The sequence below is a fragment of the Actinomadura rayongensis genome, from assembly GCF_009831215.1.
Taxonomy (GTDB): domain Bacteria; phylum Actinomycetota; class Actinomycetes; order Streptosporangiales; family Streptosporangiaceae; genus Spirillospora; species Spirillospora rayongensis.
On the sequence record NZ_WUTW01000002.1, the window covers coordinates 48,373 to 63,798 of the forward strand.

The 15,426-nt window shown below is 73.1% G+C and carries 13 protein-coding genes and 1 tRNA gene; 9 read left to right on the top strand and 5 right to left on the bottom strand.

Annotated features, from left to right (window positions below; all coding sequences use genetic code 11):
* Positions 1 to 74: 74 nt before the first annotated feature.
* Entirely contained in the window at positions 75 to 494 is a 420-nt protein-coding gene (locus GQ466_RS09650; RefSeq protein ID WP_161102550.1) for a hypothetical protein, read from the bottom strand.
* 124 nt (positions 495 to 618) lie between these two features.
* On the opposite strand from GQ466_RS09650, the gene GQ466_RS09655 reads away from it, so the two are divergent.
* The 3 genes from GQ466_RS09655 (at position 619) to GQ466_RS09665 (ending at position 1,916) form a co-directional block, all read left to right on the top strand.
* A tRNA-Arg gene (locus GQ466_RS09655) sits at positions 619 to 691 on the top strand.
* Positions 692 to 754: 63 nt separating this feature from the next.
* On the top strand, positions 755 to 1,366 hold the full coding sequence (locus GQ466_RS09660; protein WP_202420356.1) for a TetR family transcriptional regulator: 612 nt from the start codon (positions 755 to 757) through the stop codon (positions 1,364 to 1,366).
* Between the two features lie 61 nt (positions 1,367 to 1,427).
* On the top strand, positions 1,428 to 1,916 hold the full coding sequence (locus GQ466_RS09665; protein ID WP_161102551.1) for an SRPBCC family protein: 489 nt from the start codon (positions 1,428 to 1,430) through the stop codon (positions 1,914 to 1,916).
* Here GQ466_RS09665 and GQ466_RS09670 read toward each other — a convergent pair whose 3' ends face one another.
* Positions 1,917 to 2,150, bottom strand: coding sequence for an Lrp/AsnC family transcriptional regulator (locus tag GQ466_RS09670; protein ID WP_161102552.1), 234 nt, complete (start codon positions 2,148 to 2,150; stop codon positions 1,917 to 1,919).
* Positions 2,150 to 2,335 (bottom strand): hypothetical protein, encoded by a 186-nt coding sequence (locus tag GQ466_RS09675; protein ID WP_161102553.1) that lies wholly within the window; start codon positions 2,333 to 2,335, stop codon positions 2,150 to 2,152. The genes GQ466_RS09670 and GQ466_RS09675 overlap by 1 nt, the downstream gene beginning before the upstream one ends.
* Before the next feature lie 80 nt (positions 2,336 to 2,415).
* Here GQ466_RS09675 and GQ466_RS09680 point away from each other — a divergent pair, with 80 nt between their 5' ends.
* The 5 genes from GQ466_RS09680 (at position 2,416) to GQ466_RS09700 (ending at position 6,360) form a co-directional block, all read left to right on the top strand.
* Positions 2,416 to 2,823 carry a YchJ family protein gene (locus GQ466_RS09680; protein ID WP_378186647.1) on the top strand — a complete coding sequence of 136 codons (408 nt, stop codon included), beginning with the start codon at positions 2,416 to 2,418 and terminating at the stop codon, positions 2,821 to 2,823.
* Between the two features lie 69 nt (positions 2,824 to 2,892).
* Entirely contained in the window at positions 2,893 to 3,246 is a 354-nt protein-coding gene (locus GQ466_RS09685; protein WP_161102554.1) for a DoxX family protein, read from the top strand.
* A 175-nt stretch (positions 3,247 to 3,421) separates the two neighbouring features.
* Positions 3,422 to 4,633, top strand: a complete 1,212-nt coding sequence (locus GQ466_RS09690) for an alpha/beta hydrolase-fold protein (protein WP_161102555.1) — start codon at positions 3,422 to 3,424, stop codon at positions 4,631 to 4,633.
* A gap of 102 nt (positions 4,634 to 4,735) precedes the next feature.
* Positions 4,736 to 5,089: a YciI family protein gene (locus GQ466_RS09695; RefSeq protein ID WP_161102556.1), complete on the top strand. Its 354-nt coding sequence runs from the start codon at positions 4,736 to 4,738 to the stop codon at positions 5,087 to 5,089.
* Positions 5,090 to 5,127: 38 nt separating this feature from the next.
* Positions 5,128 to 6,360 (top strand): sigma-70 family RNA polymerase sigma factor, encoded by a 1,233-nt coding sequence (locus tag GQ466_RS09700; protein ID WP_161102557.1) that lies wholly within the window; start codon positions 5,128 to 5,130, stop codon positions 6,358 to 6,360.
* A 63-nt stretch (positions 6,361 to 6,423) separates the two neighbouring features.
* Here the strand turns inward: GQ466_RS09700 and GQ466_RS09705 are convergent, their stop codons facing one another.
* Positions 6,424 to 7,701 (bottom strand): lipase family protein, encoded by a 1,278-nt coding sequence (locus GQ466_RS09705; RefSeq protein WP_161102558.1) that lies wholly within the window; start codon positions 7,699 to 7,701, stop codon positions 6,424 to 6,426.
* Between the two features lie 218 nt (positions 7,702 to 7,919).
* Positions 7,920 to 11,291 (bottom strand): pyruvate carboxylase, encoded by a 3,372-nt coding sequence (locus GQ466_RS09710; RefSeq protein WP_161102559.1) that lies wholly within the window; start codon positions 11,289 to 11,291, stop codon positions 7,920 to 7,922.
* Positions 11,292 to 11,495: 204 nt separating this feature from the next.
* Here GQ466_RS09710 and GQ466_RS32695 point away from each other — a divergent pair, with 204 nt between their 5' ends.
* Entirely contained in the window at positions 11,496 to 14,972 is a 3,477-nt protein-coding gene (locus GQ466_RS32695; protein WP_161102560.1) for an AAA family ATPase, read from the top strand.
* Positions 14,973 to 15,426: the final 454 nt, after the last annotated feature.

The following is a 15,426-nucleotide window of genomic DNA, read 5'->3' on the forward strand; positions in this document are numbered from 1 at the left end:
GTGGTTTTCCTCCTGATGCCCAATACCAACAGCGCCTGGAACGCTACTACAGGTTCATGCGTCCCTCCGGCGGGTCACCGGCGTACGAACGGACGCCTTCCGCACCACCGGTCGAAGAACGGGAGGTTCCAGAAGCCGGGCGGGCACGGGCCGTACCGGCGGCGCGGCTGCCGCTGCACCGGGCGCGGGGACGCCTTCGGGCGCGCGGGCGGCCGGACCGCGCGCGGCGCCGGACGCGGGACGGCGCGCGGCGGGACGGACTCGCCGTACGTCGGCTGGACCTCCGGGCTCGTCCGCGGCCGGGCGACGGACGCCTCCGCGGGCGGCGGCTGCGGATCGGCCTCCCCGCCGCCCCGGCCGCCGAACGCGACGACCCCGCCGACGACGAGAGTCGCGGCGACCCCGGCGACGGCCAGGGCCGGCGGCCGTCTGACGCGTCTGTCCTCGGCGCGCTCGTCGACCGTCCGGACCTTCCCCCATTTCCGTCCGTTCACGGGAGGGAAGCGTACAGATCTCGCCAACCCAGAACGAGTCGCGTCGCTTTGGACGAGCGCCCGGACGCCCCGTTCCCTTACCCTGGACGCGTCGTCCGCTACGCTCCTGTACCGGACGTCACCAGCCTCCGTAGCTCAGGGGATAGAGCACCACTCTCCTAAAGTGGGTGTCGCAGGTTCGAATCCTGCCGGGGGCGCCCCCACCCTCTCCTGCCGCTCGTCCGTCCTTTCGGCTCGGCGGCCCGTGGTATCAAGCGCTGGTGACCGACAAGCGCTCCACCTATCACCACGGATCCCTTCCCGACGTGCTCGTCACCACCGCGCTGGAGTTGCTGGACGAGGGCGGGACGGCGCGGGTGTCCGTCCGGGAGACGGCGCGGCGGGCCGGGGTCTCGCCGGGGGCGCCGTTCCGGCACTTCGCGGACCGGGAGGCGCTGCTGACGGCCGTCGCCGGGCGCGTCCTGGACGAGTTCCTCGCGTGGCAGCGCGCCGCGCTCGCCGACGCGCGTCCCGACCGGCCCGCCATGTGGTCGTTCGGACGGGGCTTCGTGACGTACGCCGCCCGCCACAAGTACCGGTTCGAGCTGCTGCGCAAGACCGTCTACAGCGGGCAGCCCGCACCGGAGCTGCACGCGGGGCTGGCCGAGATCGACCGGCTCGTCACGGGCGTCGTCACGAGCGGGCAGGACGCCGGGGAGCTGCGCGCGGGCGATCCCGGGCTGGTGACGCTGACGTCCCACGCGCTGGTGTACGGGCTGTCGCAGATGATCGTGGACGGCTTCCTGCCCGCCGAGCACGCGGACCGGCTGGTCGACCACGTGCTCGACACGTTCGGGGCGGGCATCGTCCTGCTGCCGGAGGAGAAGCGTTGACCGTCGCCGCGGCGCCCTGATGTAATCACCGATTACATTCACCCGACGGAGGGCCACCCCCATGCTGTACGACAAGCCCATGGCCGTCGGCCGGATCGCGATCGACGCGCCCGCGGCCGACGTCTACCGGATCATCAGCGACCCGCCCGTCATGATCACCTTCGCCGAGGAGGCGTACCGCGCCCACTGGCTCGACGGCGCCGCGGGGGCCGCCGTCGGCGCCCGGTTCCGCGGCCACAACCGCAAGGGCCGCCGCCACTGGTACACGAACTGCACCATCCTCGAGGCCGAGCCGGACCGCAGGTTCGCCTACCGCGTCGACACCGCGTTCCGGCTGCCCATCTCCCGCTGGGAGTACGACATCGCGCCCACGGCGGACGGGCGGGGCTGCGTCGTCACCGAGACCAACTGGCTGCGCGCCCCGCTCTGGTTCATCCCGATCGCCCTCCTCATCACCGGCACGTTCAACCGGCCGGGCGCGAACCGGCGCCACATCGTCACCACGCTCGAACGGATCAAGCGGCACCTGGAGACGCCCCAGGCCGCGTGATCAGAGGTCGGTGATCGGGCAGGTCAGCGTCCGGACGACCCCGGGCGCGGCCTGCACCGAGTCCACGACCGTCCGGCCGAGCACGCCGACGTCGGCGGCCTCCACCTGCGCGATCACGTCGTACGGACCGGTGACGGCGACGACCTCGCCGACCCCGGGCGCGCCGCGGACGTGCTCGGTCACCTCCGCCGCACACCCGGCGTCGGTCTGGATGAGCACGTACGCGCGGACCATCAGGGCACCTCGGTCTGCGGGCTGTAGCCCTCGTCCTCGCCGCCCGGCGCGTCGGCGGGCGCGTTCGCCGGGGACGTCGGGCCGGGCGCGTTCTCCTCGGCGAAGTCGTACTCGTCGTCGGGCACGGCGTCGCCGGGGTCCGCGCGCCGGTCGGCGAGCGGTCTGTCGTCGTCGGGTCGTTTCATAGCCCCTACGTGACCGGCAGGAGCCGGGTGAAACGGCGACCCTCCGGCGGGTCGCGGCGCGGGCGGGTGACAATGGAGAGATGCCGAAACCCGCTACGTCCCCGCGGACGCCGGTGTCCTGCCCGTGCGACCCGCGCATGGCGTACAACGCGTGCTGCGGCCGGCTGCACCGCGGCGAGGCGAGCGCCGCGACCGCCGAGCAGCTCATGCGCTCCCGGTACAGCGCGTTCGCGCTGAAGGACGCCGAGTACCTGCTGCGGAGCTGGCATCCGCGGACGCGCCCGCGCCGGATCGGCTTCGACCCCGGCCTGGTCTGGACGGGCCTGACCGTCCTTGGCACGACCGGCGGAAGCCCGCTGCACACCGCCGGGACCGTCCACTTCAGCGCGACGTTCACCGAGGACGGCCGGGCGGGGCGGATGAACGAGAACAGTTCGTTCGTCCGCAACGACGGCGACTGGGTCTATCTCAACGGCGTCATCATCTGATGCCCGGCAACTGATCATTTTTCGGTCGGGCGCCGGTAGCCGCGGCGGCGGCCCGGGAACGCCCACCGCATGTTCCTGCTCACGGTGATCTTCACGCTGGCGACGGCCGGCGTGTTCCTGACGGCGGGCCTCGGCAAGCTCCAGGGCGTCCCGCGGCAGGTGGACCTCGCGACGCACCTCAACGTGCCGTGGGACGGCTACCGGCTCGTCGGCGTCGCCGAGATCCTCGGGGCGTTCGGGCTGCTGGTCGGGCTGTGGGCGTCCTGGCTCGGCATCCTGGTCGGCTTCTGCCTGTTCGTCCTGATGGTCGGCGCACTCGTGACGCACAGCCGCGCCGAGGACTCGGCCGCCCGGACGGCCCCGGCGATCGTGGTGGGCGGCGTCGTCCTGATCACGCTGCTGCTGCGCGTCGCGACGCACTGACCTCTCCCACGACGGCCCGGTTTACGCCACTATTGGACGCAGGGCCGGTTGCGTACGCGTCATCCTCTGGCGATACGGTATGCCCCAGGTCTCGATTGCTTCACATTTCTCCCGCGCGCCCCAGCGCGGCCAGACGGGACAGTAGGGTCTGCTCCGACCCAAAGGGGGATACAAAGTGCGGAAAGGGACCGACGCTCTTCTCGCGATCGGCAGCATCGCCCTCGTCACGATCGTGCCGACGGTGCTCGTGCTGCTGCCCTCGGGGAAGGACGACAGCGATCCCGGCCACCTGCCCGACCCGGCCGCCGCGCAGCTCAACGGGCCGATCAGCACGAACACCTCCCCCGTCCCGACGCTGAGCGCGCCGACCGTCAACGGCAACCCGGCGCCGACGAACCCGAACCCGCTCCCGACGCTGAACGTCCCGCAGCTTCCCGGCACGCCCGCGCCGCCGCGCAAGACGGCGCCGCCCGCGTACCTGCCGTCCGACGACGGCTCGAAGATCACCGCGGTGAAGTGGCTGGACAAGCGCAAGACCGAGGCCGACATCACGGTCAACTCGACCGGGCTCGGCAAGTCGGTGAAGGTCCGGCTGCTCGTCCCGAAGACCTGGAGCGCCACCGCCAACCGCACCTGGCCGACGCTGTACGCGTTCCACGGCGGCAACGACACCTACGTCTCCTGGACGCGCAGCACCGACATCGAGAGCGTCGCCGCCAAGTACGACACGCTCGTCGCGATGCCCGACGGCGGCCGGAACGGCTCCTACACCGACTGGTACAACGGCGGACGGGGCGGCACCCCCCGCTGGGAGACCTTCCACACCGTCGAGGTCCGCGAGCTGCTGGAGCGCAACTTCCGCGCCGGGCCCGAGCGCGCCGCGATCGGCATCTCGTCCGGGGCGCAGGGCGCGATGACCTACGCCGCCCGGCACCCGGGGCTGTACCGGTTCGCGGGATCGTTCAGCGGCGTCCTGTCGATGCTCAGCCCGGGCATCCCGGCGCTGCTCCTCTACGCGAACACCCGGCCGGGCACCACGCCGTCCGACATCTGGGGCGACCCCATCCTCAACCGGTCGAACTGGGCCGCGCACGACCCGACGACGCTGCTCCCCCGGCTGCGCTGGACGAAGATCTACGTGTCGTCCGGCAACGGCTCCACCGGCCCGTACGACAACCCGAACGCGGCGCCGTGGGACATCCGGTACCTGAGCGAGAGCCAGGTGTACCGGGCGTCCAAGGACTTCGTCGCGCAGGCGCGGCGGCTCGGCGTCCCCGTCACGGCCGACTTCTACGGCAACGGCTCGCACTCGTGGAAGTACTGGCAGGACGAGCTGCACAAGACGTTCCCGCAGGTCATGGCCACACTGGGTGCCCGTAAGCTCTGATCGCCGGAAAAAGTTTCGGCGCGGATGTCGAAACCCGTCCCCGCCGGACGACGCGTCGGTGAGAGGCCGGGACGGAACCGGCCGGGAACCGAAGGGGCGACCATGCGCTACCTCATGATGACCACCGACGACTCCTCCTCCGCCGGCGGGCCGCCGGACGAGGCGATGATGGCCGAGATGGGCAGGTTCATCGAGGAGATGACCCGGGCGGGCGTCCTGCTCGCGACGGGCGGCCTGGAGCCGGGCGGCAAGCGGATCACCTCCAGCGGCGGCAAGGTGACGATCACCGACGGGCCGTTCAGCGAGGCCAAGGAGCAGGTCGTCGGGTTCGCGCTGGTCGAGGTCCGCGACGAGGCCGAGGCGATCGAGCTGAGCCGCCGGTTCTGGGCGATCGTCGGGGACGGCCAGGGGACGATCCAGCGGGTGTTCGGCCCCGAGGAGGACTTTCCCGGCTGAGTTGCGCGGCCGGCGGCGCTGATGCTGTCATCGGCCGTGTGACGAGTGAGGCGCACCGGACGGCGGAGACGGTCTGGCGGCTGGAGTCGGGCCGGATCATCGCGGGCGTCGCCGGGGTCGTCCGGGACGTCGGCCTGGCCGAGGAGCTGGCGCAGGACGCGCTGGTCGCCGCGCTCGAACAGTGGCCGGAGTCGGGCGTCCCGGGCAACCCGGGCGCCTGGCTCATGACCGTCGCGCGCCGCCGCGCCGTGGACCGCATCCGCCGCGACCACCGGTACGCCGAACGGCTCGCCGACATCGGGCACCGGATGGAGACCGCCGAGACGGTCGAGGCGGACCCGGAGCGCATCGAGGACGACATGCTCCGGCTCATCTTCACCGCGTGCCATCCGGTGCTGCCCGAGCCGTCCCGGGTGGCGCTGACGCTGCGGATGCTCGGCGGGCTCACCACGACCGAGATCGCGCGCGCGTTCCTCGTCCCCGAGCCGACGGTCGCGCAGCGGATCGTGCGGGCCAAGAAGGCGCTCGGCGACGCCGGGGTCCCGTTCGAGGTGCCGTCCGGCGCGGACCGGGCGGACCGGCTGTCGTCGGTGCTGGCCGTCCTCTACCTGATCTTCAACGAGGGGTACGCGGCGACGTCCGGCGACGACTGGCTGCGCGGCGACCTGTGCCGCGAGGCGCTGCGGCTCGGGCGGCTGCTCGCCGGGCTGATGCCGCGCGAGGCCGAGGCGCACGGGCTGGTCGCGCTGATGGAGATCCAGGCGTCGCGGGCGCGGGCGCGGACGGGGCCGTCCGGCGAGCCGGTGCCGCTGCCCGCGCAGGACCGGGCGCTGTGGGATCCGCTGCTCGTCCGGCGCGGGTTCGCGGCGCTGCTGCGGGCGCGGGAGGTCGGCGGGCCGCCCGGCCCGTACGTCCTCCAGGCGGGCATCGCGGCGTGCCACGCGCGCGCCGCGACGGCCGAGGACACCGACTGGACGCAGATCGCGGCCCTCTACGACATTCTGGCGGGCGTCGCGCCGTCGCCGGTGGTGGAGCTGAACCGGGCGGTCGCGGTGGGGATGGCGCGCGGCCCGGCGGCGGGCCTGAAAGTGCTGGACGCGGTGGCCGCGGACGCGTCCGTCCGCGACCGGCACCTGTTCCCGAGCGTGCGCGGCGACCTGCTGGAACGGCTCGGCCGCGACGCCGAGGCGCGGGCGGAGTTCCGCCGCGCGGCGGAGCTGACCGCCAACGAGGCCGAGCGGCGGGCGCTGCTGCGCCGCGCCGGGGCCTGAAAAGGGGCGCGGCCCGGACGGGATTCGTGGGAGGAACCGTCCGGGCCGCGCGAGGGGGAAGGGTCAGCAGGTGCTCTTGACGTCCTTGCCCAGGAACCGGTCGTTCAGGAAGCTGGTCACGTCACCGGCCGCGCCCCAGTCCGTGGACAGGTGCTCGGTCGGGTAGGTGTTCTTCCAGGTGGTGTTGATGCCGGCCTTGCAGTAGGCGTTCTTGGTGCCGTCCTCGGTCTCGTGGGGGATGATCTCCTCCAGCCAGCCGCGGTACTGGAACACCGGGAAGCCGATCTCGTACTTGGCGCCCGACCCCGCCGGGCCGATGTCGACGCCCAGCTTCTGGTCGTCGATGATCTCGCCGCCGGTGCGGCCGTTGGACGCCTTGACCTGGTACAGCTGGTCGAGCGTGAGGTGGTTCGTGGAGAAGTTCTCCACCTTGGCGCCGAGGAACACCGCGAGGGTGCCGAAGAGGCAGTTGGACTTGACGTCCTTCTCGGCCTGCCGGCCCGCGTCGTTCATGAGCTGGTCGAACGGCAGCTCGGGGTACTGGTACTTCAGCCCGATGAGCGCGTCGGCGAGGAAGCCGGCGAAGAAGCTGCCGTTGAGCTGCTTGGCGGTGAGCTTGAGGTCGCCGGGCACGCCGCCCGCCGCCGCGCCGACCACGTTCAGCTCGGGCGCGTAGGACTTGGCGAGCTGGGCGCCCCACAGCGCGGCGTGGCCGCCCTCGGAGTAGCCCGAGATGCCGACCTTGCCGTCGGCCTTGAGGTCGCCGCCGGGGATCTGGCGGGACGTCCGCACGATGTCGAGCAGGGAGTGCCCGGCGTCGGCGCCGTTGACGTACGGGTGGACGGCGTTCTTGATGTAGCCCATGCCGTCCGTGGCGGCGATCGCGTCGCCGGCCTGGAGGAACAGGGTCAGGTTGGCGCCTTCGTACATGTCGACGAAGTGACCGGCGAGCTGCTTGGAGAACGCGCACTGCGCGCCCGAGCCGAGCGTGCCCGGGTTGAAGGCGACGGTCGGACGCGAGCCGCCCTTCGTCCACGGCGCCGTCGGGATCGCGACGGTGCCGGTGACCGGGACCTTCTTGCCCTTGGCGTCGGTCGAGACGTAGCGGACCTTCCATGCCTTCATCGGCACGTCGCCGGGGATGTTGCTCAGCTTCGTCTCCTGGCAGGCCAGGAGGTCTCCGTTCTGGCCGCTGAGGTTGGCGGGAGCCTCGGCGTAGATCTCGTCGTCGGACGCTGTGCAGCCCGTGGGCGCGGCTGACGCCGGCGTCGCCGCGACCACCGCGGGGACCGCCAGCGCGGCGCCGAACGCCGCGGTGGTCAGCAGGGACCGGAGTTTCATCACCACTCCAGGGGTGGGGAACCGGAAAGCGAACGCTGATGACTGTCCCGCAGGCCGATGCGCACAAGGAATGCACTTTCGTCACAGCCTCGGAATCCGATTTAGCAACCCGCCCACAAACGCGTGGCCACAGCAGGCCGCTCTCGCGCGAATCGCGCATGGTCAGACGAACGCCGCCGGGGACCGAGGCCCCCGGCGGCGTCGTCCGCGCGCGTCGTTCACTCGATGACGAGCAGCAGATCGCCCGCCTGGACGCGCGTGGCGCCCGGCACGACGACCCGCGCGACCGTCCCCGCGACCGGCGTGGTGATCGCGGCCTCCATCTTCATCGCCTCGATCGTCGCGACGACGTCGCCCGCCGCCACGACCGCGCCCTTCTCGACGCGCGGCGTCACCGAGCCGTCGAACGGCGCGGGAATCTGGCCGGGCACGGACGCGTCCGCGCGCTCGACCGGCGCGGTCTCGGCCACGACCGACCGGTCCCGGACCGACAGCGTCCTGAGCTGGCCGTTCACCGTGCAGATGACCTGCCGGATCCCGGCCTCGTCAATCGCGCCGACCGCCTCAAGGCCGGCGAGAACGCGCACGCCCGGCTCCAGGTCGAACGCGACCTCCTGGCCGGGCCGCAGCCCGTAGAGGAACGCGCCGGTCGGCAGCACCGACAGGTTCCCGTACGCGGCGCGGGTCTCGCGGTAGGCCTTGGCCGGGGCGGGGAACAGCAGGCGGTCGAGGGTGTCGCGGACGTCCGGGCCGTCCAGCGCCTTCTCCTCGTCGCGGGTCAGCTCGGCGCGCGCGGGCGTGTGCGCGCGGGAGCCGAGCGCCCGGCCGCGGAACGGCTCGGGCCAGCCGCCGGGCGGGTCGCCCAGCTCGCCGGCGAGGAACCCGATCACGCTGTCGGGGATGTCGAACTTCTCCGGGTTCGCCGCGAACTCGGCCGGGTCGGCGCCCGCCGCGACCAGGTGCAGCGCGAGGTCCCCGACGACCTTGCTGGACGGCGTCACCTTCACGAGGCGGCCGAGGATCCGGTCCGCCGCCGCGTACAGCCGCTCGATCTCCTCGAAACGGTCGCCGAGGCCGAGCGCGACGGCCTGCTGCCGCAAGTTGGAGAGCTGACCGCCGGGGATCTCGTGGTGGTAGACGCGCCCGGTCGGCGACGGCAGGCCCATCTCGAACGGCGCGTACAGCTTGCGGACGGCCTCCCAGTACGGCTCCATCTCCGTCAGGGCGTCCAGGGACAGGCCGGTCGCGCGCTCGGTGTAGTCGGTGTGCGCGACGATCGCCTGCAGCGGCGGCTGGCTGGTCGTGCCCGACAGCGGGGCGGCGGCGCCGTCCACCGCGTCCACGCCCGCCTCGATCGCGGCGAGGTAGGTGGCGAGCTGGCCGCCCGCCGTGTCGTGGGTGTGCAGGTGGACGGGCAGGTCGAAGCGCTCGCGCAGCGCGGTGACGAGCGTGCGGGCGGCGGGCGCGCGCAGCAGCCCGGCCATGTCCTTGATGCACAGGACGTGCACGCCCGCGTCGACGAGCTGCTCGGCGAGCCGCAGGTAGTAGTCGAGCGTGTAGAGCTTCTCGCCGGGGGACGAAAGGTCGCCGGTGTAGCAGAGCGTCCCCTCCACCAGCGCGTGCGTCTGCAGGACGGCGTCGATCGCGGGCCGCATCCGCTCGACGTCGTTGAGCGCGTCGAACACCCGGAAGATGTCGACGCCCGTCGCGGCGGCCTCGGTGACGAACGCGCGGGCCACCGAGTCGGGGTACGGCGTATAACCGACCGTGTTGCGTCCGCGCAGCAGCATCTGGAGGCAGAGGTTCGGCGCGGCCTCGCGGATCGCGGCGAGCCGGTCCCACGGGGACTCGCCGAGGAACCGCAGCGCGACGTCGTAGGTCGCGCCGCCCCACGCCTCCAGCGACAGCAGCTGCGACGCCGAGCGGGCCAGGTGCGGCGCGGCGGTGACGAGGTCGTACGTCCGGACGCGCGTGGCCAGCAGCGACTGGTGCGCGTCGCGGAACGTCGTGTCGGTGACGGCGAGGGCGTTCTGCGCGCGCAGCTCGGCGGCGAAGCGGGCCGGGCCGAGGGCGAGCAGCCGGTCGCGGGAGCCCTCGGGCAGCGGCGCGGACGCGTCCAGCGGCGGCAGCTTGACAGCCGGGTCCAGCGTGGTCGGGGCCTCACCGTGGGGCTTGTTCACCGTCACGTCCGCGAGATACCGGACCAGCCGGGTGGCGCGGTCGCCGCTGGACCGGGCCGTCAGCAGCCCCGGGTGGTCGGCGATGTAGGACGTCGTGACGCCGCCCGCGCGGAAGTCCGGCTCGTCCAGCAGCGCGAGCAGGAACGGGATGTTGCTGGCCACGCCCCGGATGCGGAACTCGGCGACCGCGCGGGCCGACCGGCGGACGGCCTCCTCGAACGTCCGGCCGCGCGAGGTCAGCTTCACCAGCAGCGAGTCGAAGTGCGGCGAGATCTCCGCGCCCGCGTACGCGGTGCCGGTGTCGAGGCGGACGCCCGCGCCGCCCGGCGACCGGTACGCCGAGATGCGGCCGGTGTCGGGACGGAACCCGTTCGCCGGGTCCTCGGTGGTGATGCGGCACTGCACCGCGAACCCCGAGACCGTGACGTTCTCCTGCTCGATCCCGAGGTCGAACAGCGTCTCGCCGCCCGCGATGCGCAGCTGGCTCTGGACGAGGTCGACGCCGGTGACCTCCTCGGTCACCGTGTGCTCGACCTGGATGCGCGGGTTCATCTCGATGAAGACGTGCTCGCCGCGGTCGTCCACCAGGAACTCGACCGTCCCGGCGTTGACGTACCCGATCTCGCGGGCGAACGCGACGGCGTCCGCGCACAGCCGCCGGACGATCAGCGGGTCCAGCCGGGGCGCGGGCGCGATCTCCACGACCTTCTGGTGGCGGCGCTGCACCGAGCAGTCGCGTTCGCGCAGGTGGACGGTGTGGCCGTCGCCGTCCGCCAGCACCTGCACCTCGATGTGCCGGGGACGCTCGACGGCCTGCTCCAGGAACACCGTCGGGTCGCCGAACGCGGCCTCGGCCTCGCGGCGGGCCGTGTCGACGGCGGCCGGAAGGTCCTCGCGGCGCTCGACCCGGCGCAGGCCGCGTCCGCCGCCGCCCGCCGCGGCCTTGACGAACAGCGGGAACCCGACCTCGTCGGCGGCCTCCAGCTCGGCGCCCGGCTCGGGGGTCACCGACCGCAGCACCGGCAGGCCCGCCCGGCGCGCGGCGGCGACCGCCTCGATCTTGTTGCCCGCCAGCCGCAGCACCGCCGCGGGCGGCCCGACGAACGTCAGGCCCGCGCGCTCGCACGCCTCGGCCAGCTCGGGGCTCTCGGACAGGAATCCGTACCCGGGGTAGACGGCGTCCGCGCCGACCCGGAGCGCGGTCGCCACGATGGCGTCCACGTCCAGGTACGCGCGTACGGGATGCCCGCGTTCCCCGATCTCGTAGGCTTCGTCCGCCTTCTGCCGGTGCAGGGACAGGCGGTCTTCGTGGGGGTAGACGGCGACGCTGGGGATTCCCAGCTCGTAGGCGGCGCGAAAGGCGCGGACGGCGATCTCGCCGCGGTTGGCGACGAGGAGCTTGTTGATCACGACCTGGCTCCCAGGAGTCAGCGAGAGTGGGCCGTCCCGAACTCGCGACGGCCCCCGGGCTCGGCGTCGAGCGGTCCCAACATAACCCGCCGTTCTAATGTCCCGAAGGTGCCGTCCGGCACAACCGGACGCCGCGTCCGCGACGAGCACCTAGGCTGTTCCGTCGGGCTGGTTCGACGGGTTTGGGCGACTTGAAGGGGGAACGTGGTGCGGCTACCGGAGCATCTGGAACTACTGGTCACCGATGAACCGGTGTGCGACCTGTACTTCCACGGCCCGTGGCGCGTGCCCGACGGCCTGTACGACGAGATCCGCGCCCGCATCGACAAGCTCGCCGCCGATCCGCGCGCCGCCGAGCTGACCACCGACGCCCAGCCGCTGCTGTCCCCGCCCGCGTCGCTCGTCGTCGGCGACCTCGTGCTCATCGTGGACTTCCTGTGCGGCGCGGCGGCCGTCAACTCCGGGACTCACTCGCGCCTGCAGTACCAGTTCTTCAACCGGTACATGCGCGAGCCGCAGGACCCGGTGCGCCCGGTGACGGGCTGGGGCGTGACGACGGGCGGGTTCCGTCCGCTCGAATGGCTGGAGGAGGCGCCCGACCAGGACGTCGCGCTCGCGCTGGCCCGCGAGTCGCTGGACGTCCTGGAGGGCATGGAGCCGTTGGAGCGCCGCCGCCAGGCGTTGATCAAGCTGTACGACGACCCGCCGCCCGCGCTGGACATCCGCGCGCCGCTGGACGAGCAGCGCAAGGTCTGGGCGGCGCACGCGTCCGAGGAGATCATCGCCGAGCTGCCCGAACTCGCCGGGCCGATCGGCTATCTGGACTGGGTGTGCTCGGGGCTGCTGCCCGTCCACGAGCACCTGGTCCAGGTCGCGCCGCACGACGAGAACGCCGTCGAGCTGGTCGTGGACCTGGTGCTGCAGGGCGGGCTCGAACAGGTGCCCGCCGAACTGTCGGGCGCGCTCACCCAGGACCAGTTCGGCGAGGTTCTGGAACGTTTTCCGATCGCGAAGAAGGCGTTCGAGCCCGCCGCCTGGTACAACCGGGCGCGCGCCTGGCTGGCGCGGGCGCTCGGCGCGGGCGAGGCCGACGCGTGCCGCGCCTGGCTCGACATGGCGATGCGGTTCACCGGCTGCGTGCAGGGCGCCCCCGACGACGCCCGCTACCCCGACCCCGAATGGATCCCGGTCGGCGAGTTCCAGGCCGACCTGCGGCGTCTCGCGATGCCCCGGCGCCGCCTGGTCAACCCCGTCGCGGCGGCGGTCGGCGCGGACCCGGCCCGGCCGCGCCGCCGACCGCGCGTCCCCGAGGTCGGCGCGGCGCTCGTCGGGCAGCCGGACGTCGTCGCGGCGCTGGAGGAGATCGCGGCGAATCCGTCCCGGCCGGTCCGGCTGATGATCGTCGGGCCGGACGGCACCGGCAAGCGCGACGCCGCCCAGGAGATCGCCCGCCTGCTTCAGGACCGCCTCATCACCGGGCCGCCGCTGTGGCTCGCCGACGACTTCTTCGCGGGCAAGGAGGTCTCGGCCGGGACGACCCACCTCCACATCGACGCGCGCGACTCCGCCGGGAACCGCCTCATGGTCATCGACGGCCTAGACGACGTGTCCCGCGACCCGCGCAGCGGCGAGGCGATCGTGGAGGAGCTGCACCGGGCGCTGGACGTCCACGACGACCTGCACGTCGTCGCGCTCTGCGAACCCGGCGGGGACGAGCGGATCCGCGAGGTGAACCCGGGGCTCGCGCTGCGGTTCCGGGTCGTCCACACCCGGCCGTTCGACGCCGAGGGGTACGCCGAGCTGTTCGAGCGGGCGCTGCGGCAGCGCGGCGCGCGGGCGCACAAGCGGGCGCTGACCGCCGCCGGACGGCTGCTGGCCGGGACCGCTCCCGTCCGGAACCTGCGCAACGCGCGGCTCGCGCACCGGCTCGCGGACGTCGTGGTGGACGCCGTCCGGGAGCGCACCCCTGCGGGCGAGGAACTGGTCGTGAAGCGTGCGGACATCCCGGCGGTGTTCAACGCGGGCCGCACCGGCGGCGACCCGTTCGCCGAGCTGGCCGAGCTGACCGGGCTCGCGTCGGTGAAGCAGGAGATCGAACTGCTCGCCGCCGGGGCGCGGGCGGCGCGGCTGCGCCGCGAGGCGGGGCTGACGGTGCCGTCCCCGGCCCGGCACATGATCTTCAGCGGGAACCCCGGGACGGGCAAGACCGTCGTCGCGCGGCTGCTCGCCCGGATCTACAAGGACCTCGGCGTGCTGTCGTCCGGGCACCTGGTGGAGGTGTCGCGGGCCGAGCTGATCGGCCAGTACATCGGCGAGACGGCCGTGAAGACGCGCGCGGTCGTGCGCCGCGCGGTCGGCGGCGTGCTGTTCATCGACGAGGCGTACGCGCTCACCCAGTCCGACCTCGGCGAGGACTACGGGCCCGAGGCCATCGCCGAGCTGATCAAGATGATGGAGGACCACCGCGACGACCTCGTGGTGATCGCGGCGGGCTACGAGCGGGAGATGCAGCGGTTCGTCGCGTCCGATCCGGGGCTGGCGTCGCGGTTCCCGACGACCGTCCGGTTCCCCGACTTCACCGACGGCGAGCTGGTCGAGATCTTCGCCGGGCAGACCGCGCAGGCGGGCCTCACCCCGGACGCGGCGGCGCGCGACAAGCTCGCCGGGCTGCTGCGCCGCGCCCCGCGCGGCCGGTCGTTCGGCAACGCGCGGCTCATGCGCAACCTCGCCGAGCGCGCGACCGCGCTCCAGGCCCGGCGCGTCACCGGGCTGGCCCGCGCGACGGCCGCCGACCTCGGCGCGCTCACCGCCGCCGACCTGCCCGACACGCTGTCGGGGACCACCCGCGCCACGCCCGCCGCCGATCCGCTGACCGCGCTGGACGGGCTCGTCGGGCTGCGCGACGTCAAGGCGGAGGTGCACCGGCTCGTCGCGGAGGCGCGGGCCGCCGAACTGCGCCGGCTCGCGGGACAGCCCGCGCCGTCGCCGTCCCGGCACATGGTGTTCACCGGCAACCCCGGCACGGCGAAGACGACGGTGGCGCGGCTCATCGCGGCCGTGTACGCCCAGCTCGGGCTGCTGTCGTCCGGCCACCTGGTCGAGGTGGGGCGCTCCGACCTCGTCGGGACGCACCTCGGCCAGACCGCGCCGCGCGTGCGGGCCGCCGTGGAGCAGGCGCTCGGCGGCGTCCTGTTCGTGGACGAGGCGTACGCGCTGAACGGCGACGCCTACGGCCAGGAGGCCGTCGCGACGCTGGTGAAGCTCATGGAGGAGTACCGGGGCGACCTGCTGGTGATCGTCGCCGGGTACGAACGCGAGATGCGCGGCTTCCTGACGTCCAACTCGGGCCTGGAGTCGCGCTTCCCGAAGCGGCTGCGGTTCCCCGACTACACCGACGGCGAACTCGTCGCGATCTTCGAGCACCTGGCCGCCGCCGAGGGCTTCACGCTCGCCCCGGAGATCCCGCAGACTCTGCAGGCGCTGCTGCGCAAGACGTCGCGCGGCCCGTCCTTCGGCAACGGCCGCCTGATGCGCAACCTCCTCGACGCCGCGACGGCCCGCCAGTCCGAACGCCTCACCGCCGCCGACGCCCCGGCCCCCGCCGACGTCCTCACCCTCCGCGCGTCCGACCTCCCCGACACCCTCGACACCACCCCCGACCACCTCGGCCTCTACCTCTGACCGGCATTGACGGCGGCGTCGGAAACTACCGCAAAGTGAACGACCGTGTTGTCTAGACTCGATCACGACCGGCAGCGCCGCGGGGCCGCCCGGTCGCGAAAGGGGACCGGTGTCCGGACGGGACTGGCAGAAGGCGGTGCTGCTCGACCTCGGGGCCGCGGAGGACGGGCTCACACCACCCGAACACCGCTCCCCCACCGTCCGCCCCCCTGACCCCGACCGCACCCCAACCCACGCTTTCCCCCGCCCCACCCCACGACCCACCACCACCCCACCACTCGTGCCCACCGCGCCACCACTCGCCACGTCGAAAACCCCCGCGCCACCGGCTGGCAATGCACCCGCCGCCCCGCCGGCATTCGCTTCGCCACCGCCCGCCGCGATGCCACACGCGTCCGGGACCACCACGCTACGGCCCGCCGAACCACCAGCCGCCGCATCGGCGCCCGCCGCG

Coding starts and splice junctions, on each gene's coding strand:
- GQ466_RS09675 (WP_161102553.1), bottom strand. CDS start 2,335: ATGAAACGACCCGACGACGACAGACCGCTCGCCGACCGGCGCGCGGAC.
- GQ466_RS09670 (WP_161102552.1), bottom strand. CDS start 2,150: ATGGTCCGCGCGTACGTGCTCATCCAGACCGACGCCGGGTGTGCGGCG.
- GQ466_RS09695 (WP_161102556.1), top strand. CDS start 4,736: ATGCGCTACCTCATGATGACCACCGACGACTCCTCCTCCGCCGGCGGG.
- GQ466_RS09705 (WP_161102558.1), bottom strand. CDS start 7,701: ATGAAACTCCGGTCCCTGCTGACCACCGCGGCGTTCGGCGCCGCGCTG.
- GQ466_RS09685 (WP_161102554.1), top strand. CDS start 2,893: ATGTTCCTGCTCACGGTGATCTTCACGCTGGCGACGGCCGGCGTGTTC.
- GQ466_RS09680 (WP_378186647.1), top strand. CDS start 2,416: ATGCCGAAACCCGCTACGTCCCCGCGGACGCCGGTGTCCTGCCCGTGC.
- GQ466_RS09665 (WP_161102551.1), top strand. CDS start 1,428: ATGCTGTACGACAAGCCCATGGCCGTCGGCCGGATCGCGATCGACGCG.